Source organism: Escherichia coli DSM 30083 = JCM 1649 = ATCC 11775 (assembly GCF_003697165.2).
GTDB classification, from domain to species: Bacteria; Pseudomonadota; Gammaproteobacteria; order Enterobacterales; family Enterobacteriaceae; genus Escherichia; species Escherichia coli.
On the sequence record NZ_CP033092.2, the window covers coordinates 4,299,881 to 4,325,942 of the forward strand.

20 protein-coding genes, 1 tRNA gene and 3 pseudogenes are annotated in these 26,062 nt (G+C 48.8%); 16 read left to right on the forward strand and 8 right to left on the reverse strand.

Annotated elements, in window-relative coordinates; all coding sequences use genetic code 11:
- Positions 1 to 212 precede the first annotated feature (212 nt).
- Positions 213 to 1,082, forward strand: a complete 870-nt coding sequence (yjeJ, locus tag EAS44_RS22155) for a YjeJ family protein (protein ID WP_001008035.1) — start codon at positions 213 to 215, stop codon at positions 1,080 to 1,082.
- A 49-nt stretch (positions 1,083 to 1,131) separates the two neighbouring features.
- Here yjeJ and yjeI read toward each other — a convergent pair whose 3' ends face one another.
- From yjeI to groS, 3 genes are all read right to left on the reverse strand, one after another.
- On the reverse strand, positions 1,132 to 1,485 hold the full coding sequence (gene yjeI, locus EAS44_RS22160; protein WP_000558209.1) for a DUF4156 domain-containing protein: 354 nt from the start codon (positions 1,483 to 1,485) through the stop codon (positions 1,132 to 1,134).
- A gap of 137 nt (positions 1,486 to 1,622) precedes the next feature.
- Positions 1,623 to 3,269 carry a chaperonin GroEL gene (gene groL, locus EAS44_RS22165; protein ID WP_000729117.1) on the reverse strand — a complete coding sequence of 549 codons (1,647 nt, stop codon included), beginning with the start codon at positions 3,267 to 3,269 and terminating at the stop codon, positions 1,623 to 1,625.
- 43 nt (positions 3,270 to 3,312) lie between these two features.
- Positions 3,313 to 3,606 carry a co-chaperone GroES gene (groS, locus tag EAS44_RS22170; protein ID WP_001026276.1) on the reverse strand — a complete coding sequence of 98 codons (294 nt, stop codon included), beginning with the start codon at positions 3,604 to 3,606 and terminating at the stop codon, positions 3,313 to 3,315.
- Between the two features lie 275 nt (positions 3,607 to 3,881).
- Between groS and yjeH the strand changes: the two genes are divergently transcribed.
- Positions 3,882 to 5,138, forward strand: coding sequence for an L-methionine/branched-chain amino acid transporter (gene yjeH / locus EAS44_RS22175; RefSeq protein WP_000015811.1), 1,257 nt, complete (start codon positions 3,882 to 3,884; stop codon positions 5,136 to 5,138).
- Between the two features lie 15 nt (positions 5,139 to 5,153).
- Here the strand turns inward: yjeH and fxsA are convergent, their stop codons facing one another.
- A complete protein-coding gene (gene fxsA / locus EAS44_RS22180; RefSeq protein WP_001267451.1) occupies positions 5,154 to 5,630 on the reverse strand; it encodes an FxsA family protein in 477 nt (158 codons plus the stop codon).
- Positions 5,631 to 5,966: 336 nt separating this feature from the next.
- Between fxsA and aspA the strand changes: the two genes are divergently transcribed.
- From aspA to EAS44_RS22240, 12 genes and pseudogenes are all read left to right on the forward strand, one after another.
- The gene (gene aspA / locus EAS44_RS22185; protein ID WP_000069437.1) at positions 5,967 to 7,403 is read left to right on the forward strand and encodes an aspartate ammonia-lyase; all 1,437 of its coding nucleotides are present in this window, start codon (positions 5,967 to 5,969) and stop codon (positions 7,401 to 7,403) included.
- A 117-nt stretch (positions 7,404 to 7,520) separates the two neighbouring features.
- Complete coding sequence (dcuA, locus tag EAS44_RS22190; protein WP_000961959.1) at positions 7,521 to 8,822, forward strand: anaerobic C4-dicarboxylate transporter DcuA; 1,302 nt, start codon at positions 7,521 to 7,523, stop codon at positions 8,820 to 8,822.
- A gap of 115 nt (positions 8,823 to 8,937) precedes the next feature.
- Entirely contained in the window at positions 8,938 to 9,276 is a 339-nt protein-coding gene (gene cutA / locus EAS44_RS22195) for a divalent cation tolerance protein CutA (protein ID WP_000883409.1), read from the forward strand.
- Complete coding sequence (dsbD, locus tag EAS44_RS22200) at positions 9,252 to 10,949, forward strand: protein-disulfide reductase DsbD (RefSeq protein WP_000068942.1); 1,698 nt, start codon at positions 9,252 to 9,254, stop codon at positions 10,947 to 10,949. The genes cutA and dsbD overlap by 25 nt, the downstream gene beginning before the upstream one ends.
- Positions 10,950 to 10,985: 36 nt before the next feature.
- Positions 10,986 to 11,561: a transcriptional regulator gene (dicD, locus tag EAS44_RS22205; protein WP_001188520.1), complete on the forward strand. Its 576-nt coding sequence runs from the start codon at positions 10,986 to 10,988 to the stop codon at positions 11,559 to 11,561.
- A gap of 106 nt (positions 11,562 to 11,667) precedes the next feature.
- Positions 11,668 to 11,743 (forward strand) — tRNA-Phe (locus EAS44_RS22210).
- Between the two features lie 197 nt (positions 11,744 to 11,940).
- Positions 11,941 to 13,206 (forward strand): tyrosine-type recombinase/integrase, encoded by a 1,266-nt coding sequence (locus EAS44_RS22215; protein WP_001218869.1) that lies wholly within the window; start codon positions 11,941 to 11,943, stop codon positions 13,204 to 13,206.
- Positions 13,207 to 13,461: 255 nt separating this feature from the next.
- Complete coding sequence (locus EAS44_RS22220) at positions 13,462 to 14,505, forward strand: hypothetical protein (RefSeq protein ID WP_000147021.1); 1,044 nt, start codon at positions 13,462 to 13,464, stop codon at positions 14,503 to 14,505.
- 142 nt (positions 14,506 to 14,647) lie between these two features.
- Positions 14,648 to 14,878, forward strand: a complete 231-nt coding sequence (locus EAS44_RS25815; protein WP_001333708.1) for a hypothetical protein — start codon at positions 14,648 to 14,650, stop codon at positions 14,876 to 14,878.
- 156 nt (positions 14,879 to 15,034) lie between these two features.
- A protein-coding gene (locus EAS44_RS22230; RefSeq protein WP_223695933.1) for an IS1-like element IS1A family transposase occupies positions 15,035 to 15,732 on the forward strand; the annotation gives its coding sequence in 2 pieces (ribosomal slippage) (positions 15,035 to 15,284 and positions 15,284 to 15,732; 699 coding nt in all).
- Positions 15,733 to 15,748: 16 nt separating this feature from the next.
- A pseudogene (locus EAS44_RS22235) lies at positions 15,749 to 16,540 on the forward strand (IS3 family transposase); the annotation flags it as partial.
- Between the two features lie 166 nt (positions 16,541 to 16,706).
- The gene (locus EAS44_RS22240; RefSeq protein ID WP_001447126.1) at positions 16,707 to 17,258 is read left to right on the forward strand and encodes a MarR family transcriptional regulator; all 552 of its coding nucleotides are present in this window, start codon (positions 16,707 to 16,709) and stop codon (positions 17,256 to 17,258) included.
- A 466-nt stretch (positions 17,259 to 17,724) separates the two neighbouring features.
- Here EAS44_RS22240 and EAS44_RS22250 read toward each other — a convergent pair.
- From EAS44_RS22250 to EAS44_RS22265, 4 genes are all read right to left on the reverse strand, one after another.
- A protein-coding gene (locus EAS44_RS22250) for an IS1-like element IS1A family transposase (protein WP_223695933.1) occupies positions 17,725 to 18,422 on the reverse strand; the annotation gives its coding sequence in 2 pieces (ribosomal slippage) (positions 17,725 to 18,173 and positions 18,173 to 18,422; 699 coding nt in all).
- Positions 18,423 to 18,564: 142 nt separating this feature from the next.
- The gene (locus tag EAS44_RS22255) at positions 18,565 to 20,064 is read right to left on the reverse strand and encodes a basic amino acid/polyamine antiporter (protein WP_001331567.1); all 1,500 of its coding nucleotides are present in this window, start codon (positions 20,062 to 20,064) and stop codon (positions 18,565 to 18,567) included.
- A 74-nt stretch (positions 20,065 to 20,138) separates the two neighbouring features.
- A complete protein-coding gene (locus EAS44_RS22260; protein ID WP_000671170.1) occupies positions 20,139 to 22,508 on the reverse strand; it encodes an Orn/Lys/Arg decarboxylase N-terminal domain-containing protein in 2,370 nt (789 codons plus the stop codon).
- Between the two features lie 104 nt (positions 22,509 to 22,612).
- Positions 22,613 to 24,082, reverse strand: coding sequence for a basic amino acid/polyamine antiporter (locus EAS44_RS22265; protein WP_001331566.1), 1,470 nt, complete (start codon positions 24,080 to 24,082; stop codon positions 22,613 to 22,615).
- A gap of 252 nt (positions 24,083 to 24,334) precedes the next feature.
- On the opposite strand from EAS44_RS22265, the pseudogene EAS44_RS22270 reads away from it, so the two are divergent.
- Together EAS44_RS22270 and EAS44_RS22280 are read left to right on the forward strand one after the other, a co-directional pair.
- Positions 24,335 to 25,028 (forward strand): annotated as a pseudogene (locus tag EAS44_RS22270) (IS1 family transposase).
- A gap of 617 nt (positions 25,029 to 25,645) precedes the next feature.
- Positions 25,646 to 25,990: pseudogene (locus EAS44_RS22280) on the forward strand (alcohol dehydrogenase catalytic domain-containing protein); the annotation flags it as partial.
- Positions 25,991 to 26,062: the final 72 nt, after the last annotated feature.

Here is a 26,062-nt window from a genome sequence, read left to right on the forward strand (position 1 = left end):
TCTTTGCCCGTTGCATAACCTTTAATTATTCATATACATTGCTGTTGTTACTCTTTATATAACCAACACCAATAATTAACCTTTCTTTTCTGTTTATATAGAGTGAGCACGGCTATTTATGTTATTTTAACAACTATTACTACCAAGCCCATTTATCTGGCTTATAAACTAAAATTAATTATTTAATTGAGAAATGGTTAGGGAGAACCTACATGGCCATAAGCATCAAGGGTGTTAATACCGGTGTTATTCGCAAGAGTAATAATTTCATTGCACTGGCGCTGAAAATTAAAGAACCTCGCAATAAAGAATCGTTGTTCTTTATGTCTGCCATGGAATTGCGCGACCTTCTGATTGCGCTGGAAAGTCGTCTGCATCAAAAGCATAAACTGGATGCTGCTGCACGCCTTCAGTATGAACAAGCTCGCGATAAAGTCATTAAGAAAATGGCAGAAAATATCCCAGAAATTCTGGTTGATGAGCTTAAAAATGCCGATATTAATCGTCGGGTTAACACGCTGGAACTTACCGATGATCAGGGCGAAAATCTTACCTTCGTATTAACGCTACATGACGGTAGCAAATGTGAGTTAGTCGTCAATGAGTTGCAGATTGAAATGCTGGCGCGAGCAATCATTCATGCAATTAATAATGCGGAAATGCGTGAACTGGCATTACGTATTACCTCACTGTTAGATTTCCTGCCGTTATACGACGTTGACTGCCAGGAAAATGGCAATCTGGAATATGACACCTATTCCCAACCGGAATGGAAACATAACTTGTTCAACCATTATCTGGCGGTGCTTTACCGCTTTAAAGATGAAAGTGGCAATGAACAATTTAGCGGCGCAGTGGTGAAAACGCGTGAAGCAACGCCGGGTAAAGAAGTGGAGGCGATCACTCGCCGAATGCTTGATTTCAGCCCCCGACTGAAAAAACTCGCGGGTGTGCCATGTCAGGTCTATGTTCGCACCGTAGCGGCAAATAACGCCCAACCGCTAACCCAGGATCAATGCTTACGCGCGCTGCATCACTTACGTGTTCAATCCACCAGCAAAACTGCACCACAGGCGAAATAATCTCATCTGTTTTACTACGAGGCTGGAAGTATCCAGCCTCTGGATCACATCAGTTCGGGCACTTATAAACCTGACCGATAATCTGGCTATCCGTCGGGACAAAACTGGACAACATTCCCTGCGACGGGCTGCTGATGCCATAAATCACGTTACCGCCCATTGCAGCCGCCTGGTTGCGCAGATCGTTTGCTGCGCCGCGCATAGAACCGCCTTCTTCTCCGTGTTGCCCGGAAAGCCAGTTGCTTTGCTTACCTGTCGCAGTACCAATCAGCTGGCACTCTGCACCTGGTTGCTCGTCCACAATGCGTACACTCTGACCGGCAGCACTCAATTCGTTGCTGGAGCTACAACCCGCCATCAGTAGCGCGGCACCGACAATCCCTGCTAAGTATTTTACGTGCATGTTATTCCCCATAATCAATGAGCTGGACGCCACTCGCGTCGTCCGTGTCTGAATCTTATACTAGAAAGATGACCAAAAGAAAAACCCCCAGACATTTCTGCCCGGGGGTTTGTTTATTTCTGCGAGGTGCAGGGCAATTACATCATGCCGCCCATGCCACCCATGCCGCCCATACCGCCAGCAGCGCCTAAGTCAGCTGCATCGTTTTTCGGCAGGTCGGTAACCATGCACTCGGTGGTGATCATCAGGCCAGCCACAGAAGCCGCGTACTGCAGAGCAGAACGGGTTACTTTGGTTGGATCCAGGATACCCATATCGATCATGTTGCCGTATTCTTCAGTTGCTGCGTTGTAACCGTAGTTGCCGTCGCCGCCTTTAACGGTGTTAGCAACAACAGACGGTTCTTCGCCGCAGTTCAGGACGATCTGACGCAGCGGAGCTTCCATTGCACGCAGTGCAACTTTGATACCCACGTTCTGGTCTTCGTTCTGACCACGCAGGTCAGCCAGTTTAGACGCTACGCGGATCAGCGCAACACCACCACCAGCAACCACGCCTTCTTCTACCGCAGCACGGGTCGCGTGCAGGGCGTCTTCAACGCGTGCTTTTTTCTCTTTCATTTCAACTTCGGTAGCAGCACCAACTTTGATAACTGCAACGCCGCCTGCCAGTTTCGCTACGCGCTCCTGCAGTTTTTCACGGTCGTAGTCAGAAGTTGCTTCTTCAATCTGCTGACGGATCTGAGCAACACGGCCCTGGATTGCAGCTTCTTCACCCACGCCATCGATGATGGTGGTGGTGTCTTTGTTGATCACAACACGTTTAGCCTGACCCAGGTCTTCCAGGGTTGCTTTTTCCAGCTCCATACCGATCTCTTCAGAGATTACGGTACCGCCAGTCAGGGTTGCGATATCCTGCAGCATAGCTTTACGACGATCGCCGAAGCCCGGAGCTTTAACCGCAGCAACTTTCACGATGCCACGCATGGTGTTAACAACCAGAGTTGCCAGTGCTTCGCCTTCAACATCTTCAGCGATGATCAGCAGCGGTTTACCTGCTTTGGCAACAGCTTCCAGAACCGGCAGCATTTCGCGGATGTTGGAGATTTTCTTGTCAGCCAACAGGATGAACGGGCTTTCCAGTTCTACTGCGCCAGTTTCCGGCTTGTTGATGAAGTAAGGAGACAGGTAGCCACGGTCGAACTGCATACCTTCAACCACGTCCAGTTCGTCCTGCAGACCGGTACCGTCTTCAACGGTGATAACGCCTTCTTTACCGACTTTGTCCATCGCTTCAGCGATCAGTTTACCTACGGTTTCGTCGGAGTTAGCAGAGATGGTACCAACCTGAGCAATCGCTTTAGAGTCAGAGCACGGTACGGACAGCGCTTTCAGTTCTTCAACTGCAGCGGTAACTGCTTTGTCGATACCACGTTTCAGGTCCATCGGGTTCATGCCCGCAGCAACAGCTTTCAGACCCTCAGTGATGATAGCCTGAGCCAGTACGGTTGCAGTGGTGGTACCGTCGCCTGCAGCGTCGTTCGCTTTAGAGGCAACTTCTTTCACCATCTGCGCACCCATGTTTTCGAACTTGTCTTCCAGTTCGATTTCACGAGCAACGGAAACACCATCTTTGGTGATGGTCGGTGCACCGAAAGATTTATCCAGAACTACGTTACGGCCTTTCGGACCGAGGGTAACTTTCACTGCATCTGCCAGTACGTTTACGCCGCGCAGCATTTTCACACGAGCGTCGTTACCGAATTTTACGTCTTTAGCTGCCATTATCTTTATTCCTTAAATTCGTATGTTCAGTGTCGTGCGCGGATTACGCTTCAACAATTGCCAGAATGTCGCTTTCGGACATGATCAACACTTCTTCATTGTCGATCTTCTCAGATTTCACACCGTAGCCATCGTTGAAAATAACGATGTCGCCAACTTTCACATCCAGCGGCTTCACTTCGCCATTTTCAAGGATACGGCCATTGCCGACAGCCAGCACTTCGCCGCGGGTGGATTTAGCCGCTGCAGAGCCGGTCAGAACGATGCCGCCAGCAGATTTAGTTTCAACTTCTTTACGCTTGACGATCACGCGATCATGCAATGGACGAATATTCATTGATAACTCTCCTTTGAGAAAGTCCGTATCTGTTATGGGTGACGCCGGAGCTTACGTGGTTTCCCGGCTGGTGACCAGAGAAATGGGGATGAGGCTTCGCCCCTTCAAGGGGGAAAAAGAAAAAAAATTCTGATCAGCACAAAATCGGGTGAAAACCCTGATTCACCTCACATTTCATCGCTATTTCTTCATCACCGTCATAAGCGAATCTGATTGTGCTACCATCGAAAATCTACGCAGTTGCCCAAAATTTGGGCGCAATCGGACATCAACCCATGAGTGGACTCAAACAAGAACTGGGGCTGGCCCAGGGCATCGGCCTGCTATCGACGTCATTATTAGGCACTGGCGTGTTTGCCGTTCCTGCGTTAGCTGCGCTAGTAGCAGGCAATAACAGCCTGTGGGCGTGGCCCGTTTTGATTATCTTAGTGTTCCCGATTGCGATTGTGTTTGCGATTCTGGGTCGCCACTATCCCAGCGCAGGCGGCGTCGCACACTTCGTCGGTATGGCGTTTGGTTCGCGGCTTGAGCGAGTCACCGGCTGGTTGTTTTTATCGGTCATTCCCGTGGGTTTGCCTGCCGCGCTACAAATTGCTGCCGGATTCGGCCAGGCAATGTTTGGCTGGCATAGCGAGCAACTGTTGTTGGCAGAACTCGGTACGCTGGCGCTGGTGTGGTATATCGGTACTCGCGGTGCCAGTTCCAGTGCTAATCTACAAACAGTTATTGCCGGACTTATCGTCGCACTGATTGTCGCTATCTGGTGGGCGGGCGATATCAAACCTGCGAATATCCCCTTCCCTGCGCCAGGAAATATCGAACTTACCGGGTTATTCGCTGCGTTATCAGTGATGTTCTGGTGTTTTGTCGGTCTGGAAGCATTTGCCCATCTTGCCTCGGAATTTAAAAATCCAGAGCGTGATTTTCCTCGTGCTTTGATGATTGGCCTGCTGCTGGCAGGATTAGTCTATTGGGGCTGTACGGTAGTCGTCTTACACTTCGACGCCTATGGTGAACAAATGGCGGCGGCAGCATCGCTTCCCAAAATTGTAGTGCAGTTGTTCGGTGTAGGAGCGTTATGGATTGCCTGCGTAATTGGCTATCTGGCCTGCTTTGCCAGTCTCAACATTTATATACAGAGCTTCGCCCGCCTGGTCTGGTCGCAGGCGCAACATAATCCTGACCACTACCTGGCACGCCTCTCTTCTCGCCATATTCCGAATAATGCCCTCAATGCGGTGCTCGGCTGCTGCGTGGTGAGCACGTTGGTGATTCATGCTTTAGAGATCAATCTGGACGCTCTTATTATTTATGCCAATGGCATCTTTATTATGATTTATCTGTTATGCATGCTGGCAGGCTGTAAATTATTGCAAGGACGTTATCGACTACTGGCAGTGGTTGGCGGGCTATTATGCGTTCTGTTACTGGCAATGGTCGGCTGGAAAAGTCTCTACGCGCTGATCATGCTGGCGGGGTTATGGCTGTTTCTGCCAAAACGAAAAACGCCGGGAAATGGCATAACCACATAATCCGGCGTTTCGACATTAATCCTGGCGATCGTCTTTATGATCAAGGCGGTCGCGGTCATCATCCTTTCGCTGGTACTCACCATCAAAAGTATTACCGCTACCGGTCCCGGCGCTAAAACCGCCGCCTGGCATACGGGAAAAACGCAGATGAGGCATCAACTTCACTGTCAGATGCTTTTGCACCGGCGGCAATAAAAGCAGAAGACCGAGGAAGTCGGTGAAAAAGCCCGGTAATAAAAGCAGCAAACCGGCAATGATCAGCGAAACACTTTTAATCATCTCCGCCGCTGGGTTTTCACCCGCCGCCATTTTTTGCTGCATCAGCACGAAATTCTTAAAGCCCTGGTTGCGTACCAGTGACATACCGATAACTGACGTGAATATAACCAGCACGAGGGTCAGCAATACCCCCAATACATGAGCAACCTGAATAAAGATTGAAATCTCAATATAGACATAAAGGAAAATGGCAATAAAAGGTAACCAGCGCAAAGGTTTCTCCTGTAATAGCAGCCGGTTAAACCCGGCTACCTGAATGGGTTGCGAATCGCGTTTAGCTTATATTGTGGTCATTAGCAAAATTTCAAGATGTTTGCGCAACTATTTTTGGTAGTAATCCCAAAGCGGTGATCCATTTCACAAATTAATAATTAAGGGGTAAAAACCGACACTTAAAGTGATCCAGGTTACGGTAGAAATCCTCAAGCAGCATATGATCTCGGGTATTCGGTCGATGCAGGGGATAATCGTCGGCCGAAAAACATTCGAAACCACATATATTCTGTGTGTTTAAAGCAAATCATTGGCAGCTTGAAAAAGAAGGTTCACATGTCAAACAACATTCGTATCGAAGAAGATCTGTTGGGTACCAGGGAAGTTCCAGCTGATGCCTACTATGGTGTTCACACTCTGAGAGCGATTGAAAACTTCTATATCAGCAACAACAAAATCAGTGATATTCCTGAATTTGTTCGCGGTATGGTAATGGTTAAAAAAGCCGCAGCTATGGCAAACAAAGAGCTGCAAACCATTCCTAAAAGTGTAGCGAATGCCATCATTGCCGCATGTGATGAAGTCCTGAACAACGGAAAATGCATGGATCAGTTCCCGGTAGACGTCTACCAGGGCGGCGCAGGTACTTCCGTAAACATGAACACCAACGAAGTGCTGGCCAATATCGGTCTGGAACTGATGGGTCACCAGAAAGGTGAATATCAGTACCTGAACCCGAACGACCATGTTAACAAATGTCAGTCCACTAACGACGCCTACCCGACCGGTTTCCGTATCGCAGTTTACTCTTCCCTGATTAAACTGGTAGATGCGATTAACCAACTGCGTGAAGGCTTTGAACGTAAAGCTGTCGAATTCCAGGACATCCTGAAAATGGGTCGTACCCAGCTGCAGGACGCAGTACCGATGACCCTCGGTCAGGAATTCCGCGCCTTCAGCATCTTGCTGAAAGAAGAAGTGAAAAATATCCAACGTACCGCTGAACTGCTGCTGGAAGTTAACCTTGGCGCAACAGCAATCGGTACTGGTCTGAACACGCCGAAAGAGTACTCTCCGCTGGCAGTGAAAAAACTGGCTGAAGTCACTGGCTTCCCATGCGTACCGGCTGAAGACCTGATCGAAGCGACCTCCGACTGCGGCGCTTATGTTATGGTTCACGGCGCGCTGAAACGCCTGGCTGTGAAGATGTCCAAAATCTGTAACGACCTGCGCTTGCTCTCTTCTGGTCCACGTGCCGGCCTGAACGAGATCAACCTGCCGGAACTGCAGGCAGGCTCTTCCATCATGCCAGCTAAAGTAAACCCGGTTGTTCCGGAAGTGGTTAACCAGGTATGCTTCAAAGTCATCGGTAACGACACCACTGTTACCATGGCAGCAGAAGCAGGTCAGCTGCAGTTGAACGTTATGGAGCCAGTCATTGGCCAGGCCATGTTCGAATCCGTTCACATTCTGACCAACGCTTGCTACAACCTGCTGGAAAAATGCATTAACGGCATCACTGCTAACAAAGAAGTGTGCGAAGGTTACGTTTACAACTCTATCGGTATCGTTACTTACCTGAACCCGTTCATCGGTCACCACAACGGTGACATCGTGGGTAAAATCTGTGCCGAAACCGGTAAGAGTGTACGTGAAGTCGTTCTGGAACGCGGTCTGTTGACTGAAGCGGAACTTGACGATATTTTCTCCGTACAGAATCTGATGCACCCGGCTTACAAAGCAAAACGCTATACTGATGAAAGCGAACAGTAATCGTACAGGGTAGTACAAATAAAGAAGGCACGTCAGATGGCGTGCCTTTTTTCTTGTGAGTAGTAACTTAAAAATAACGATTTAATATCAACTTGTTAAAAAACAAGGAAGGCTAATATGCTAGTTGTAGAACTCATCATAGTTTTGCTGGCGATCTTCTTGGGCGCCAGATTGGGGGGAATAGGTATTGGTTTTGCAGGCGGATTGGGGGTGCTGGTTCTTGCCGCTATTGGCGTTAAACCCGGTAACATCCCGTTCGATGTCATTTCCATTATCATGGCGGTTATCGCCGCTATTTCTGCCATGCAGGTTGCTGGCGGTCTGGACTATCTGGTTCATCAGACAGAAAAGCTGCTGCGCCGTAACCCGAAATACATCACGATCCTCGCACCGATCGTGACCTATTTCCTGACAATCTTTGCTGGTACTGGCAACATCTCTCTGGCGACACTGCCAGTTATCGCTGAAGTTGCGAAGGAACAAGGCGTTAAACCTTGCCGTCCGCTGTCTACTGCAGTGGTATCCGCGCAGATTGCGATCACCGCATCGCCAATCTCAGCGGCAGTGGTTTACATGTCTTCCGTAATGGAAGGTCATGGCATCAGCTACCTCCATCTGCTCTCCGTGGTCATCCCGTCCACCCTGCTGGCGGTTCTGGTGATGTCCTTCCTGGTCACTATGCTGTTCAACTCCAAACTCTCTGACGATCCGATTTATCGCAAGCGTCTGGAAGAGGGCCTGGTTGAACTGCGCGGTGAAAAGCAGATTGAAATCAAATCCGGTGCAAAAACGTCCGTCTGGCTGTTCCTGCTGGGCGTAGTTGGCGTGGTTATCTATGCAATCATCAACAGCCCAAGCATGGGTCTGGTTGAAAAACCGCTGATGAACACCACCAACGCAATCCTGATCATCATGCTCAGCGTTGCAACTCTGACCACCGTTATCTGTAAAGTCGATACCGACAACATTCTCAACTCCAGCACCTTCAAAGCAGGTATGAGCGCCTGTATTTGTATCCTGGGTGTTGCGTGGCTGGGCGATACTTTCGTTTCCAACAACATCGACTGGATCAAAGATACCGCTGGTGAAGTGATTCAGGGTCATCCGTGGCTGCTGGCCGTCATCTTCTTCTTTGCTTCTGCTCTGCTGTACTCTCAGGCTGCAACCGCAAAAGCACTGATGCCGATGGCTCTGGCACTGAACGTTTCTCCGCTGACCGCTGTTGCTTCTTTCGCTGCGGTGTCTGGTCTGTTCATTCTGCCGACCTACCCGACACTGGTTGCTGCGGTACAGATGGATGACACGGGTACTACCCGTATCGGTAAATTCGTCTTCAACCATCCGTTCTTCATCCCGGGTACTCTGGGCGTTGCCCTGGCCGTTTGCTTCGGCTTCGTGCTGGGTAGCTTCATGCTGTAATGACCCATCGCGGGGCGTTCACGCCCCGCTTTCTTTCCCGCCGACTAACATCCTTTCCCCGTCCGTTGTATAGTGACCTCTCTCTTGCGGTTCCATCTGTTCTTGCGAGGTGTTTATGCTTGATGAAAAAAGTTCGAATACCACGTCTGTCGTGGTGCTATGTACGGCACCGGATGAAGCGACAGCCCAGGATTTAGCCGCCAAAGTGCTGGCGGAAAAACTGGCGGCCTGCGCGACCTTGATCCCCGGCGCTACCTCTCTCTATTACTGGGAAGGTAAGCTGGAGCAAGAATACGAAGTGCAGATGATTTTAAAAACTACCGTATCTCACCAGCAGGCGCTGCTGGAATGCCTGAAGTCTCATCATCCATATCAAACCCCGGAACTTCTGGTTTTACCTGTTACACACGGAGACACAGATTACCTCTCATGGCTCAACGCATCTTTACGCTGATCCTGCTACTTTGCAGCACTTCCGTTTTTGCCGGATTATTCGACGCGCCGGGACGTTCACAATTTGTCCCCGCGGATCAAGCCTTTGCTTTTGATTTTCAGCAAAATCAACATGATCTGAATCTGACCTGGCAGATCAAAGACGGTTACTACCTCTACCGTAAACAGATCCGCATTACGCCGGAACACGCGAAAATTGCTGACGTGCAGCTGCCGCAAGGCGTCTGGCATGAAGATGAGTTTTACGGCAAAAGCGAGATTTACCGCGATCGGCTGACGCTTCCCGTAACCATCAACCAGGCGAGTGCGGGAGCAACGTTAACTGTCACCTACCAGGGCTGTGCTGATGCCGGTTTCTGTTATCCGCCAGAAACCAAAACCGTTCCGTTAAGCGAAGTGGTCGCTAACAACGAAGCGTCACAGCCTGTGTCTGTTCCGCAGCAAGAGCAGCCCACCGCGCAATTGCCCTTTTCCGCGCTCTGGGCGTTGTTGATCGGTATTGGTATCGCCTTTACGCCATGCGTGCTGCCAATGTACCCACTGATTTCTGGCATCGTGCTGGGCGGTAAACAGCGGCTTTCCACTGCCAGAGCATTGTTGCTGACCTTTATTTATGTGCAGGGGATGGCGCTGACTTACACGGCGCTGGGTCTGGTGGTTGCCGCCGCAGGGTTACAGTTCCAGGCGGCGCTACAGCACCCATACGTGCTCATTGGCCTCGCCATCGTCTTTACCTTGCTGGCGATGTCAATGTTTGGCTTGTTTACTCTGCAACTCCCCTCTTCGCTGCAAACACGTCTCACGCTGATGAGCAATCGCCAACAGGGCGGCTCACCTGGCGGTGTGTTTATTATGGGGGCGATTGCCGGACTGATCTGTTCACCATGCACCACTGCACCGCTTAGCGCGATTCTGCTGTATATCGCCCAAAGCGGGAACATGTGGCTGGGCGGCGGCACGCTTTATCTTTATGCGCTGGGCATGGGCCTGCCGCTGATGCTAATTACCGTCTTTGGTAACCGCTTGCTGCCGAAAAGCGGCCCGTGGATGGAACAAGTCAAAACCGCGTTTGGTTTTGTGATCCTCGCACTGCCGGTCTTCCTGCTGGAGCGAGTGATTGGTGATATATGGGGATTACGCTTGTGGTCGGCGCTTGGTGTCGCATTCTTTGGCTGGGCCTTTATCACCAGCCTACAGGCCAAACGCGGCTGGATGCGCGTGGTGCAAATAATCCTGCTGGCAGCGGCATTGGTTAGCGTGCGCCCACTTCAGGATTGGGCATTTGGTGAAACACATACCGCGCAAACTCAGACGCATCTCAACTTTACACAAATCAAAACAGTAGATGAGTTAAATCAGGCGCTCGTTGAAGCCAAAGGCAAACCAGTGATGTTAGATCTCTATGCCGACTGGTGCGTCGCCTGTAAAGAGTTTGAGAAATACACCTTCAGCGACCCGCAGGTGCAAAAAGCGTTAGCAGATACGGTCTTACTTCAGGCCAACGTCACTGCCAACGACGCACAAGATGTGGCGCTGTTAAAGCATCTTAATGTCCTTGGCCTACCGACAATTCTCTTTTTTGACGGACAAGGCCAGGAGCATCCACAAGCACGCGTCACGGGCTTTATGGATGCTGAAACCTTCAGCGCACATTTGCGCGATCGCCAACCGTGAACGACACTTGCAGTGGGAAAGACGGAGGAAAATAGCGTGCAACGTGAAGATGTACTGGGAGAAGCCCTGAAATTATTAGAATTACAAGGGATTGCCAACACCACGCTGGAGATGGTTGCTGAACGTGTGGATTATCCACTGGACGAGCTACGCCGCTTCTGGCCAGACAAAGAGGCAATCCTCTACGATGCGCTGCGTTATCTTAGCCAACAGATAGATGTCTGGCGTCGTCAGCTGATGCTGGACGAAACGCAAACCGCCGAACAAAAGTTGCTGGCACGTTATCAGGCGTTATCGGAGTGCGTTAAAAACAACCGCTATCCGGGCTGTCTGTTTATCGCTGCCTGTACGTTTTACCCCGATCCTGGCCACCCTATTCATCAACTGGCCGATCAGCAAAAAAGCGCGGCCTACGATTTCACCCACGAACTGTTAACCACGCTGGAAGTTGACGATCCGGCGATGGTAGCAAAGCAGATGGAACTGGTGCTGGAAGGCTGTTTAAGCCGAATGCTGGTGAATCGTAGCCAGGCGGATGTCGACACCGCACATCGGCTGGCGGAAGATATCCTGCGCTTCGCCCGCTGCCGTCAGGGTGGTGCACTGACCTGACAGAAACACAGAAAAGAAGCGATTTGCCGCAATCTTAAGCAGTTGAATCGCTTTTACTGAAATTAGGTTGACGAGATGTGCAGATTACGGTTTAATGCGCCCCGTTGCCCGGATAGCTCAGTCGGTAGAGCAGGGGATTGAAAATCCCCGTGTCCTTGGTTCGATTCCGAGTCCGGGCACCAAGTTCATATCAACGGACCTCCACGGAGGTCCGTTTTTCGTTTCAGAACGCCACAATTTAAGCGTTCTGCCTCCAAATCAATTCTACCGAACTCAACCAGATTCCCCCCACATCAACCCCATTGTGTGGGTATAATTGCGGGTATACCCCAGTTCGACAGAATTTGTACCCTCTTTAACGCATTCAGAAGGCTGAACTATGGCACTGACTGACGCAAAAATCCGGGCTGCAAAGCCCACTGACAAGGCTTATAAACTCACTGACGGGGCTGGCATGTTCCTGCTGGTACATCCTAATGGTTCCCGTTACTGGCGTCTCCGTTATCGTATTCTGGGTAAGGAGAAAACCCTGGCACTTGGTGTGTATCCGGAAGTTTCTCTCTCCGAAGCTCGTACAAAACGGGATGAGGCCCGAAAACTGATTTCGGAGGGGGTTGACCCTTGCGAACAGAAAAGAGCTAAAAAAGTAGTCCCTGATTTACAGCTCTCTTTTGAACATATTGCACGACGCTGGCATGCCAGTAATAAACAATGGGCACAATCACACAGCGATAAAGTACTCAAAAGCCTCGAGACTCACGTTTTCCCCTTTATCGGCAACCGGGATATCACAACACTCAGTACCCCGGATCTGCTTATCCCTGTTCGTGCTGCAGAAGTTAAACAAATTTATGAAATCGCCAGTCGTCTGCAGCAAAGAATATCTGCTGTAATGCGTTATGCCGTACAGTCTGGCATCATCAGATATAACCCGGCTCTGGATATGGCTGGTGCATTGACCACGGTAAAACGCCAGCATCGCCCTGCTCTGGATCTTTCACGCCTGCCTGAACTTCTGTCGCGTATTGACGGTTATAAAGGCCAGCCTGTCACCCGACTGGCAGTTATGCTGAATTTACTGGTTTTTATTCGTTCCAGTGAACTCAGATATGCCCGCTGGTCTGAAATTGATATTGACAATGCCATGTGGACTATTCCAGCCGAACGCGAACCTCTGCCAGGCGTAAAATTTTCATACCGGGGCTCCAAGATGCGAACACCACATCTTGTGCCACTCAGCCAACAGGCTGTAGCCATACTGGCAGAACTTCAGACATGGGCAGGTGAAAATGGTCTGATCTTTACGGGAGCACACGACCCACGTAAACCAATCAGTGAAAATACCGTAAATAAGGCCCTCAGAGTGATGGGGTATGACACAACCAAGGAAGTCTGTGGCCATGGATTCCGGGCGATGGCGTGCAGTGCATTGATTGAATCCGGCTTATGGTCAAGAGATGCGGTTGAACGTCAGATGAGTCATCAGGAGCGCAACGGAGTACGTGCCGCGTATATTCATAAAGCAGAACATCTGGAAGAACGTCGGCTTATGCTGCAATGGTGGGCAGATTTTCTGGATGCAAACAGGGAGGAGTGTATCAGTCCGTTTGAATATGCAAAAGTTAACAATCCACTGAAAAGGTGACTGAACGCCATTTACACACATGCTCTTCCTCTTAAGGGGAAGAGCACCCGCCTCAATCAATTTCTTTTTTATGCCGGCGGAACCATCAGCCAGGCTGAGGTTCTCATTCAATAACTCAACGTCTTACCACAGAACAGAATTCACTGTATTATCATGGGCAACGTTAATCCCGGACAATAAAAGGACACCGATGCCAGGCATCACAATTTTTATAGCCTGCAGGTTATGGTCCATCCTTTTTTACAGGTTCAGAATATGACTGGCAAATTACGCTTTGAAGTGAACGATAACCAGGGCTGTTTCATATTTCCGGAAACCTGGTTTGGCTCGTTGCTGGATGAGTTTGAAGAACTGATTGATGCATACGATGCGGATGAAATCAGCGAAACAAGTTACATCAACAAACTCAGGCGCCTTGCCCGACAGGAGAATGACTTTATTGATGTACACGCTCACTTGGCATACGTATTTCTGGAGCAGAATGCCCCGCGTAAGGCGCTGAATGCTGCCCTTAAAGGGCTGGCAGTTGGCAATCGTCTTATCCCTGAAGGTTTCAGTGGCAGAATCATCTGGATACATCCTGACAACCGACCTTTTCTTCGTGCCCTCTATGCGGCAATCCTGGCAAATGCACATTTACGGCGTCATCAGGATGCCATCATGCTCATTGAAAAAATACTGGATTACAATCCCGAAGATAATCATGGTGCACGCTGGCTACTGGGACCGGAACTGTTACGCACTGGCGCTCATGAACAGGCACGCCATATACTGCAGGAACATGCAGATGAATTTTCACCTTACTGGTATGAACTCGGCCTTCTGCATTTTCTTAATGGGGAACTGGTAAAAGCTGCAACTGCATTTCGTCGCGGCTTTGCGGCAAATACTTACATCGCAGAAATACTGTGCGGAAATCTGCATCCATTTCCACTTGCTGTATGGCATAACTTTTCAGGCGGTCCGGATACTGCCGAAGATTATTATGCCACATACCACCCGTTATGGGGGCAATATCCGGAAGCATTGCTGTTTGTAAACTGGCTCTATAATCATTCCTCTGTGCTGCATGAACGGGCAGAAATCATTAAATGCGCCGAAATGCTGATGCAGGAAGATGATTTCGAAATATGCGAAAGTATTTTAAGACAGCAGGAGAAGTTGCGTGAAAGAATTGATGAGACGCTTTCTGAGAAAATTGTACAGAAATGCAGAAATATGAATGGTGAATATGTCTGGCCCTGGATATTGCCGTTTTCAGCGGCAGGCATGAAACATACTGGCATACAGTATCAGTAGATATTGCATTAGTGTATCCTGCACACAAGTAATAATTTATTCACCAATAATAACACTGTTAATGCTCCCTTCCCCTGGTTGTCAGCCAGGGGTTATCTTCTGAATATTTCTTTTGAAAAGGATAACACAGTAAATTATTTTTATGAATTATCCCATGGACTCATTAACACCCTTTCATGATGCTTTATTGTCAAACACGTTATGGCTGACATCAAAAAAAACCGGATTTCCTCTGCCAGCGGGTAATCACCTTCCCGGTGTTTTCGGTTGGTCTGGTTACTCCTGTCTGGTTATTAGCAAGATAATTGCTATAAACAGTGGAAAACTCATCGTACATAATCTGGTGATGAACATTACGCTTATTTTCCCTTGACCGGAAGAATCAGAGGCTGTGGTTTCAGACTGTCTGCCAGTACATTCCTCTCTCCGTTAAAAACCATAACGGGTTCATTATCTTCGTCTGTCAGCAGATTGGGTGATGCTGCCAACTTACTGATTTAGTGTATGATGGTGATTTTAAGGTGCTTGCGTGGCTTCCATTTCCATCAGATGTCCTTCCTGCTCCGCTACTGAAGGCGTGGTGCGTAACGGCAAAAGCACTGCCGGACATCAGCGCTATCTCTGCTCTCATTGCCGTAAAACATGGCAACTGCAGTTCACTTACACCGCTTCTCAACCCGGTACGCACCAGAAAATCATTGATATGGCCATGAATGGCGTTGGATGCCGGGCAACTGCCCGCATTATGGGCGTTGGCCTCAACACGATTTTACGTCACTTAAAAAACTCAGGCCGCAGTCGGTAACCTCGCGCATACAGCCGGGCAGTGATGTGATTGTCTGCGCTGAAATGGACGAACAGTGGGGCTATGTCGGGGCTAAATCGCGCCAGCGCTGGCTGTTTTACGCGTATGACAGTCTCCGGAAGACGGTTGTTGCGCACGTATTCGGTGAACGCACTATGGCGACGCTGGGGCGTCTTATGAGCCTGCTGTCACCCTTTGACGTGGTGATATGGATGACGGATGGCTGGCCGCTGTATGAATCCCGCCTGAAGGGAAAGCTGCACGTAATCAGCAAGCGATATACGCAGCGAATTGAGCGGCATAACCTGAATCTGAGGCAGCACCTGGCACGGCTGGGACGGAAGTCGCTGTCGTTCTCAAAATCGGTGGAGCTGCATGACAAAGTCATCGGGCATTATCTGAACATAAAACACTATCAATAAGTTGGAGTCATTACCTAACCGTAGCGTTTATTACGCGCAGGTGACGCGTCCTGTTAATGTGCAAAGAATTGACTTACGAAGTCGGGTGAGGGCTTTCCATGCTCTCAGTCGTGGCGCAGCCGGTAGCCGTGCAATCAGTCAGATGTTGCGCCAGAGTAGCGTTGATGCAGGCCGGTGGCTGGCACGACGACTGATGCGGGAATGCGGGCTGACAAGTCGACAGATGGTTAAACATCACTACCGGGTCAACGAAGACAAAAGTCCGCCATTGCCAAATTTACTGAACCGGCAATTTCACCCCGCCGCACCAGACCGCGTCTGGTGCGGCGACATCAGTTTTATTCGCCTGCATGACAAATGGTGTTAGCTCGCGCTCGTTGTTGATTTATATTCACGGCGGATTACCGGTTCAGCCCTCTCATTAACCGCTGATGCTGAGTTGGTGTGTAGGGCTTTGCGTAATGCACTGGAAACACGATCACGTGATGGCCGTCTGCTGTTTCATTCAGATCAAGGTGTTCAGTATAAAAGCAATAAATACAGAAAGTTACTCTGGCGTTATGGGGTAATGCAAAGTATGAGTTGCAGAGGGAATGGCCTGGATAATTCGCCGATGGAAAGAGTCTTTCGCAGCCTTAAAAATGAATGGCTTCCGAAAGGTGGTTATGGTGATTTTATCCATGCGGTACGTGATATAAACCAGTGGATTAATGGTTATTACAACGTTTATCGACCTCACACGAACAACGATGGTTTACCGCCTTGCTTACATGAAGAAAAGTGGAAACAGGTTATTCCGGTGTCCTGATTTTGTGAACCACTACAATAATCCTTTTTCACAGACTTGTCAGCAGCCAGCATTTATGTTCTTTTACCTGCGGGAATTTATCCGTCTGCCTGTCGGGACTACTCTGTCATACAGAAATCAGGTAGGAATAAATTGTAGTGGAAAGTCGATGTTTACCGGATGACTGATGCGCGCTTGTACACAGACAGTGTGTTTCAGTAATATGGAGAATAATGAAATGAATAACACAGACACATTAGAAAAAATAATCAGACACCAAAAAAACAAAGACCCCGCATATCCCTTTCGGGAACATTTGTTGATGCAGCTCTGTATTCGCACAAATAAAAGAATGCAGGATAATATATCTGAATTTCTGGGGGCGTATGGAATAAATCACTCAGCATATATGGTTCTCACCACATTATTCGCAGCGGAGAACCATTGTCTGTCACCTTCAGAGATAAGCCAGAAACTTCAGTTTACCAGAACTAATATTACCCGCATTACAGATTTTTTAGAAAAAGCCGGATATGTAAAAAGGACGGATAGCAGGGAGGATCGCCGTGCTAAAAAAATCAGTCTGACATCTGAAGGTATGTTTTTTATTCAGAGGCTCACTCTTGCACAAAGCATGTATCTGAAAGAAATCTGGGATTATCTGACTCATGATGAACAGGAACTGTTTGAAGTCATTAATAAAAAATTACTGGCACATTTTTCTGATGCCAGCTCATAAAGTGCGAAATATCTGAGGATGCTGGATAGCTTCAGGCAAGAGAATAATGATTCTTGCAGATGTGTTTTTCCGGATACAAAAACAAAAGTAAAAAATTGCAGCGCCAGGCCACCTTTCAAAGCAGGGAGGCTTGTACCGCGTCGAAAATTTCAGCCAGTTAATGTAATTGTCTGAACCAGGCACTTCGCCCGGGCAGGAGAAGGAGCGTGGTTGCGGTCATCCTGTATACTGAAGTCGTTATGAAGGAATAATACAAATAATTGCCCGTTTTCTCTGTACGATAGAGGCAGGTGTGTATGATTGCATCACTATGTTTTTGTGATATAAAAAACTAAATGGTGAGATATGCATTTTAAAATATAACAAAAATCACCATGAAATAAGAATAATTATCCACGGAGAACATAAACTGCAGACTGTTACAATGCATGCTGTTCATCTTGACAATGTCGGTAATGACTCCAACTTATTGATAGTGTTTTATGTTCAGATAATGCCCGATGACTTTGTCATGCAGCTCCACCGATTTTGAGAACGACAGCGACTTCCGTCCCAGCCGTGCCAGGTGCTGCCTCAGATTCAGGTTATGCCGCTCAATTCGCTGCGTATATCGCTTGCTGATTACGTGCAGCTTTCCCTTCAGGCGGGATTCATACAGCGGCCAGCCATCCGTCATCCATATCACCACGTCAAAGGGTGACAGCAGGCTCATAAGACGCCCCAGCGTCGCCATAGTGCGTTCACCGAATACGTGCGCAACAACCGTCTTCCGGAGACTGTCATACGCGTAAAACAGCCAGCGCTGGCGCGATTTAGCCCCGACATAGCCCCACTGTTCGTCCATTTCAGCGCAGACAATCACATCACTGCCCGGCTGTATGCGCGAGGTTACCGACTGCGGCCTGAGTTTTTTAAGTGACGTAAAATCGTGTTGAGGCCAACGCCCATAATGCGGGCAGTTGCCCGGCATCCAACGCCATTCATGGCCATATCAATGATTTTCTGGTGCGTACCGGGTTGAGAAGCGGTGTAAGTGAACTGCAGTTGCCATGTTTTACGGCAATGAGAGCAGAGATAGCGCTGATGTCCGGCAGTGCTTTTGCCGTTACGCACCACGCCTTCAGTAGCGGAGCAGGAAGGACATCTGATGGAAATGGAAGCCACGCAAGCACCTTAAAATCACCATCATACACTAAATCAGTAAGTTGGCAGCATTACCGATTTGCAGCATACTAATTTCAGTAAGATTGCCGCCCTTCTTGTTTAAAAGGCGGCATTACTAGCCCAGTAAAGATTTAACTCGGACTTATACCTTTAAATATCCACCAATAAACAGGGCAACGACGATAATATCGCACAGCAACAGCATAATCAGATAAATCAGCTCTTTTTTGGTAAATATCGGCTGACCATCATTTTTTTCTTTTCTTGACCAGATAAAGACCGGCAGACCACAGGTCAACAGGATAGGAATTAATGCAACATACTCAATCTGGCTGGCGTAAAGAATAAACAGACAGAATAGCGAGCCTAAAACACCGCTGGACAAAGCCAGCCTGCGGCCTTTTTTTGCATACTGATCATATTTTCCGTTTCTGCAAATACTGGTCAGATACAGCGTGGTGGTAATATAGGCCGGAACAACCATCAGCGCACTGATATTATACATGGTGGTCCAAGCATTATTTGAAAAATAAACAAGTAACATGGCCGCCTGCATCACAAAGCTACTAACCCACAGTGACACATTGGCCGCCTGTTTACTGTTCGTTCGGGCAAACGCGCGCGGGAAAGCGCCTTTCTGTCCTGCGACCATCGGTATTTCAGCGCATAGCATGGTCCAGGCAAGCCAGCCGGCCAGAACAGAAATAATCAGCCCCGCGCTCATCAGCCAGTCGCCCCACTGACCGACAACGTGGGCGAGCACGCCTGCGGTAGAGGGGTTACTGACCTGCGCTAGTTCTGCCTGAGGCATTACACCGAACGGCAGAATGGACATTAACATATAAATAATTAGCGCCAGCAGAAAGCCGATCAGTGTGGCTTTCCCTACGTCCTGTTTATTTTTGGCACGTCCGGATAGAACAACCGCTCCCTCGACGCCAATAAAGGCCCAGAGCGTTACGGTCATCGGTGCCAGAATCTGAGACAGCAGCGATACTGGTGCGGCGTCATTTCCGTTGCCACTGAGGATCGCGGGTGATTCTCCCCAAAAGTTTTTAAACAGGTCCGAATAATCGATCAGCACACCCAGCAGTAATACGAATAGGATCAGAGGGACGAGCTTGGCGATGGTTCCCAAGGTGTTAACAAATCCGGCCACTTTCGTCCCGGACAGAACAAGAAAATTATAGCCCCAGATCAGCACTGAGCCGCAGATAATGGAGTTCAGATTATTACCATCCGTAAAAACCCCCGGCATAAACTGATTAAAAGCATCCATTAAAATTACCGCAAAGGCAACGTTGCCAAATGCGGTCATCAGCCAGTAGCCCCAGGCGACGTTAAAGCCAATAAAGGAACCAAAACCTTCCTGGGCATACATATACACTCCAGCCTGAAGGTCCGGGCGCAGATCTGATAGTACGCGAAAGGAGTTTGCGATAAAATAAATACCGATCCCGGCAATAATCCATGCAATGATTACTGGCCCTAGTGCAGAAGAGGCCGCCGTGTTTTGCGGCAGACTGAAAACGCCGCCTCCCAGCATGGAGCTAACGACAATAGCGATGAGGGATATAAGCCCCAGCTTATGTCCTCCGGCGCTATTGTCACTATTTTTTACATCTGAAGATTGCTCTGCCATAACGTTTCCCTCAGCTATTCTATAATATTGCCGTCGGATTGCAGGCGATCCGACGGTATTGTTCTTTCCCCCGCCTACTGGCGGCCCTTTTTAATACCAGAGACCTGGCGTTTAAAGGTTATGTGGCCGGGTAGCGACTGCCCATCGCGTTCTTCTTCCACAATCGCTCTGACCCAGAAGTCCCCGTTTTCATCGACGTTAACGCCCTGGATCTCATGTTCAAAACCTGGGAATTGCTTATCGAATTCCTGCAGGGCGCGCAGATAGCCAATAATGCCCTTGTTACCTTGCGGCATCCGTTCGCCCGGCATCAGTACAGGAATGCCTGGGGGATATGGGACGAGCATGCTGGCGGCAATTCTGCCGCTAAAATCATCCAGCCGGATATGCTCGGTTTTGTAGCGTACGACTTTCTGATAGGCTTCTGCCGGGGTCATAACTGGTTCCGGATCGGTGTTTACCGCGTCGTTGATATGCGACATCAGCTCCAGCTCATCCATTTTTTCATGCATTATCTGACATAGCTCCTTGAGGGTTAGCGTGTCGTAGTGTGGAGAATGCGCTTTCAGCGACGGGATAGCATCTGTGGCCAGATCGTCATTGTCGTAATGCTTTTTAAAGGCCAGCAGGCTTTCAATCAGAGTTCCCCATTTGCCTTTGGTGATGCCGACGGAGAACAGGATCAGCACGGTGTAGTCACCAGTACGGGCAATTTCAATGCGACGGTCATCGAGAAAACGGGTCAGCAAATATCCCGGAATACCGTTTTTCTGGTATTCTCCCTTCGGGCCGATCCCTGGACAAGTCAGGGTCACTTTTACTGGATCGAGCATACTGTTGGTTTCGACCAGATCATCATCGGCAAAACCGTGCCAGCGCTCACCGGAGCGCAGCGACCAGCAGTCGGCGCTGTGGCTCAGCAGCGATACGGGTGCCTCTTCAAAACTGTATCGCTGCCCAGAATCGCTGTCCTGCACTTCGGTTGGCTGAAGCACATCGAAGAACCAGGCGTCACCACCTTCCTGCTCCTGGAGCTGGCGCTTGACGCTGACCACGGCTTTACGGAAGGCAATCGCTTCTTCAATTGACTCCTGCACAAGCGAATAACCGGATTCACCCTCCATCATGCTTACTGCCACATCAATTGATGCAATGATCGGGTAGTAGGGTGAGGTCGTGCCGTGCATCATAAAGGCATCGTTAAAGTCATCGAAATTAAGCGGCGCGCGATCGCTTTTCTTCACATGAATCATTGAGGCCATGGAGAGTGAGGGCAGCATTTTATGGGTGGACTGTACGGCGAATAGGGTTGGACGATTTGGCGTTTCCTCCGCGTCCATTGCATAGCGACTCTGGTATAGCGGATGGAAACGCGCATAGGCATACCATGCTTCATCAAAATGGATGCGCGGTGCGCTTTCACCCAGGTGTCTGACTACATCGTTCACGTTATAACAGAAGCCATCATAGGTGCAGTTGGTTACCACGGCGTAGGACGGGGACTGGCTGACCGCACCAGATGCCAGTCGGCTGTTTGCCACCAGCGCATCAATACTGGCCTTCTTCAGGCGCCCGGTCGGGATAGGCCCAATCAGCCCCCACGCGTTGCGGGTAGGTTTCAGGTAAACCGGCCTTGCCTGAGACAAGGTCAGGCCATGATTAAGTGACTTGTGGCAATTTCGGTCAATAATGGCAATTTCATCTGCGCCAACCGCAGCCTGGGCCACAATACGGTTCGACCCCGATGAGCCGGAAACACCGTAGAAGGTCCAATCAGAGCCAAACAGTCGGGCCGCAATTTCTTCCGATTTTTTAGGCGGTCCGGCGTGGATCAGATAATCCCCCATCTCCGCGGTAGCCACGCCAATATCAGCGCGCATCATGTTTTCGCCAAAGAAGTTAATGAACTCAATGCCAACAGGATGTTTCAGATAGGCCATTCCCCCCATATGCCCCGGGCAGTCCCAGTAATAGTCACCGTCCTCGGTAAAGTCCTTAAGGGTTTTAAAGTAGGGAGGAAGAAGCTTATCCGCATAGCGGTGGACTAAGGAGTACAGTCGATTGGCAGTGAAGGCTGCGGATTCAGAGAACAGATAAACATATTCGCTGACCTCTTTTAAGACGTCGAGTGGGATACGATCGGTAATATTCTGTTCTGAGAAAATTATCAGCGGCGTCGTGGCATTTCTTTTGCGGAATATGCTGATAAAGTGCTGTAGCTCTTCTGCAAAGGTCGGATTGTCTGGCTCCCAGTAAAAACCAATCCCGCTGTATTGGGGGCTTTTTTCGATGATTTTTAATCCATCAGAGATCTGGTGCGTGATATGAATTTTAAAACCGCGTTCCGCGAGTTCGGTTTGAAGCTCTTCCAGTACCTGCTGCGAAGGGTTGTCGCCATCAAGATATTGTGAGGAAATAAATAAAAGATTGTGGTTAAATTTCATTAGGTGTCTCCACGGTTACTGTTCAGATAGTATTTAACTGTGAGGATGTCATGCCCAAGAAACAGACATTATCGTCACCTTAACTTGCTGTGAATTAATCTGGACTAAAAATGTATCGTTTTATAATGCAGTAGAATAAAAACAATGATGTCGAGGACCAGCAGTAAAATAAAAAATGCCAGTTCGCGTAGCGTAAATATTTTATCTGCGCGATCGTCTTTTTTTCTTGCCCAGATAAACAGGGGCACGCCCAGCGTAAGCAGCACCGGAACCATCGCCAGATATTTGATTTCACTGGCGTAGAACATAAACAGGCAGAATACAAAGCCGATAATACTGCTGACCAGCGCGGCGCTGCGGCTGTGATTCGTGGTATAGCTGGCATACTCGCCGCTAATACATAGTTTAAACAGGTATGCCGTGGTCATTAAATACGCAGGTAAAACGGTCAGGGTAGAGATAGCCAGCATTGCAAGCCAGGCATCGTTAGAAAAGTAGACCAGAAGTACGACGATTTGCATAAACGCACTGCTTATATAAAGCGAAACCGAGGCCGAACCCTTCACATTTTTTTTGCTGAACGGTTTCGGGAATGTGCCGTTCTGCGCGGCCACCATAGGCAGTTCGGCGCAGATGATGGTCCACGCCAGCCAGCTGGTAAGCACCGAAATCAGCACCCCCAAGATAATCATAATCTTCCCCCATTCACCGACAACAATCTTCAGAATACCGGCGGTGGATGGGGTTGGAATTGCGCTGAGCTCATGTTGAGTCAGCACGCCAAACGGCAGGATGGAGACCAGCAGACAGATAATCAGTGATACAACGAAGCCAATGAATGTGGCTTTACCCACGTCGCGTTTATTTTTGGCCCGACCGGAAAGAGCGACAGCCCCCTCAACGCCGATGAAGCTCCAGAGTGCCACGCTAAGCGGTGAAGTTACCTGTGAGAAAATAGAGCCTAGGTCCTGACTGGCCTTACTCGCGCTGTGCCCCCAGACGTTATCTGCGAACGTGGTGTACTTCATAAACAGCATGAGAATAATAATAAAGGCCACCAGCGGGATCAGTTTGGCCAGCGTGCCGACGATGTTAATCGACCCGGCAATGCGGGTACCGGAGAGGACTAAAAAGTTGAATCCCCATATCAGCAAAGAGGCACCGATAACGGAAGGAATATTGTTCCCTCCCTTGAAATCACCTGGTAAGAAATAATTCAGCGTATCCATCACCATAATGGCAAAGGCGACGTTGCTGAATATAGTCATCAGCCAGTAGCCCCAGGCGACGTTAAATGCCGTAAATCGGCCGAACCCTTCCCGGGCATACATATAAACTCCTGACTGGAGATCAGGTCTAATGTTTGACAGCACGATAAAAGTTCTGGAGATGAAAAACATGCCGATACCACAGACTATCCATGCTATCGCCACCGGGCCCACGGCAGAATTCTCCGCCATATTCTGGGGGAGTCCGTCAACGCCGCTGCCGATCATCGAGCTCACGACAATGGATGTTAGCGCAAGCAAGCCCAACTTTTGTTTATTATTTTTTTCAGTCGAATCGATATGCATAAGCTGGCTCTTATTTTTTTTAAATCATAGAATCTCTTTGTAAGGCTTCATGTTGTGGACACTAATTTCTCTGACAATATAAATTAATTATAAATAAGGTCGTCACGATAAAATTCATTATATTCCTAATTTATTCTATGTATATAAGAATTAACCCTTGCTATATGTAATCAAAGTCCTACGAATGTAGGAAAGGGTGATGCCTCTAATTGGTTGAATCTGATGTATAATACGGGCTTTTGAGGTTATCTCATGGCCAGCGTTAATATTCATTGTCCCCGTTGTCAGTCAGCTCAGGTTTACCGCCATGGTCAGAACCCTAAAGGCCGTGACAGATTTCGCTGCCGTGACTGCCACCGTGTGTTTCAGCTCACTTATACTTATCAAGCACGTAAGCCGGGTATGAAAGAGATGATCACTGAAATGGCCTTTAATGGTGCCGGGGTTCGCGATACCGCCAGGACACTGAAAATTGGTATTAACACCATCATCCGGACTTTAAAAAACTCGCACCAACGCAAATAACTTCTTCGCCTGTTGCCCATGCTGATGTGGCGCTTATCTGCGAGCTTGATGAGCAATGGAGCTACGTTGGCAGTAAAGCCCGGCTACACTGGCTCTGGTACGCGTACAACACCAAAACAGGCGGTGTACTGGCCTACACTTTTGGTCCCCGAACCGATCAAACGTGCCGGGAGCTACTGGCACTGCTTACACCCTTCAACATCGGCATGCTCACCAGCGATGACTGGGACAGCTATGGCCGGGTGGTGCCGAAGAATAAGCATCTGACCGGCAAAATATTCACCCAACGCATTGAGCGTAATAATCTGACGCTACGCACCCACATTAAGCGGTTGGCTCGTAAACAATCTGCTTCTCACGCTCAGTTGAGATCCACGAAAAAGTGATCGGAGCATTTATCGAAAAACACATATTCTACTAATTGGATGCACTACCGAGATTTGAATCAAAGCGTTGGTATGCAAGGGATGTGTCGAACTCTCTAGTGGGAAAACTGCGGAAGAATTGCGGGGAAGTAGCGGGGAAAAACTTCACTGTTGATGCTGAACAGTCTTTCTGGTTGGCTCTTGTTCGCACTATGTACAGTGTTAGTTTGATTAAACTCGGTGAGTGTGACAAAGACGGTAATTTTTGCAGTTTTAGGTGAAGTCTAATGGGTTAAGTGATTTCGGCTATGCTCCCGACAGATTAACACGCTACATCGGTAACTATGTCAGCGCTTGGCTAACGAAGCTGAAGGTCCGCTGTGAGCGATGAGCAGACCAACTAATCTCAGCCTACTTGTTTTATTTCATCAGTACGCCCTGAAGCATCGACTGCGTATCTTGTAGGACCGCTAACATTGATGCCTATATAATTGAAGACCGAATCTGGTTTGATATAAATCAAAAAAGATAGATTTAACCTGATGAAAAGAAAAGCAATTCTTGTTTTCTGACAAACACTGGGATATCAGCGTTGATTATTAGACGATCGGTCAATATTGTTTATTGACTACTTTATAGCTCAATGACATCAAACCAGAAAGACGAGAAAAAAATGTTTAAATCCTTATTAATCAGTAAGATGTATGGTCGCCACAGTGCCCAAATTGCTGAAATCGCTGAAAGCGAGCTGCCACAGGGGGATGTGGAGGTCAATGTCGACTGTTCATCTATCAACTACAAAGACGCACTGGCTATTACGGGCCGCGGGCCTATCGTCCGGCACTTTCCAATGGTGCCAGGCATTGATTTTGCCGGTACAGTGTCCGCCAGCTCACATCCTGAATATCAGACCGGGGATAAGGTCCTGCTGACCGGCTGGGGTGTAGGAGAAAAACATTGGGGTGGGCTTTCCGAAAAAGCGCGGGTAAAGGGAGACTGGCTGACGCCGCTCCCGGCTTGAAGTGGCACACTGAATTTGGCCACCTGAACAGAGGTGATATGCTCACCTCAGAACAACACAGGTGCTCCA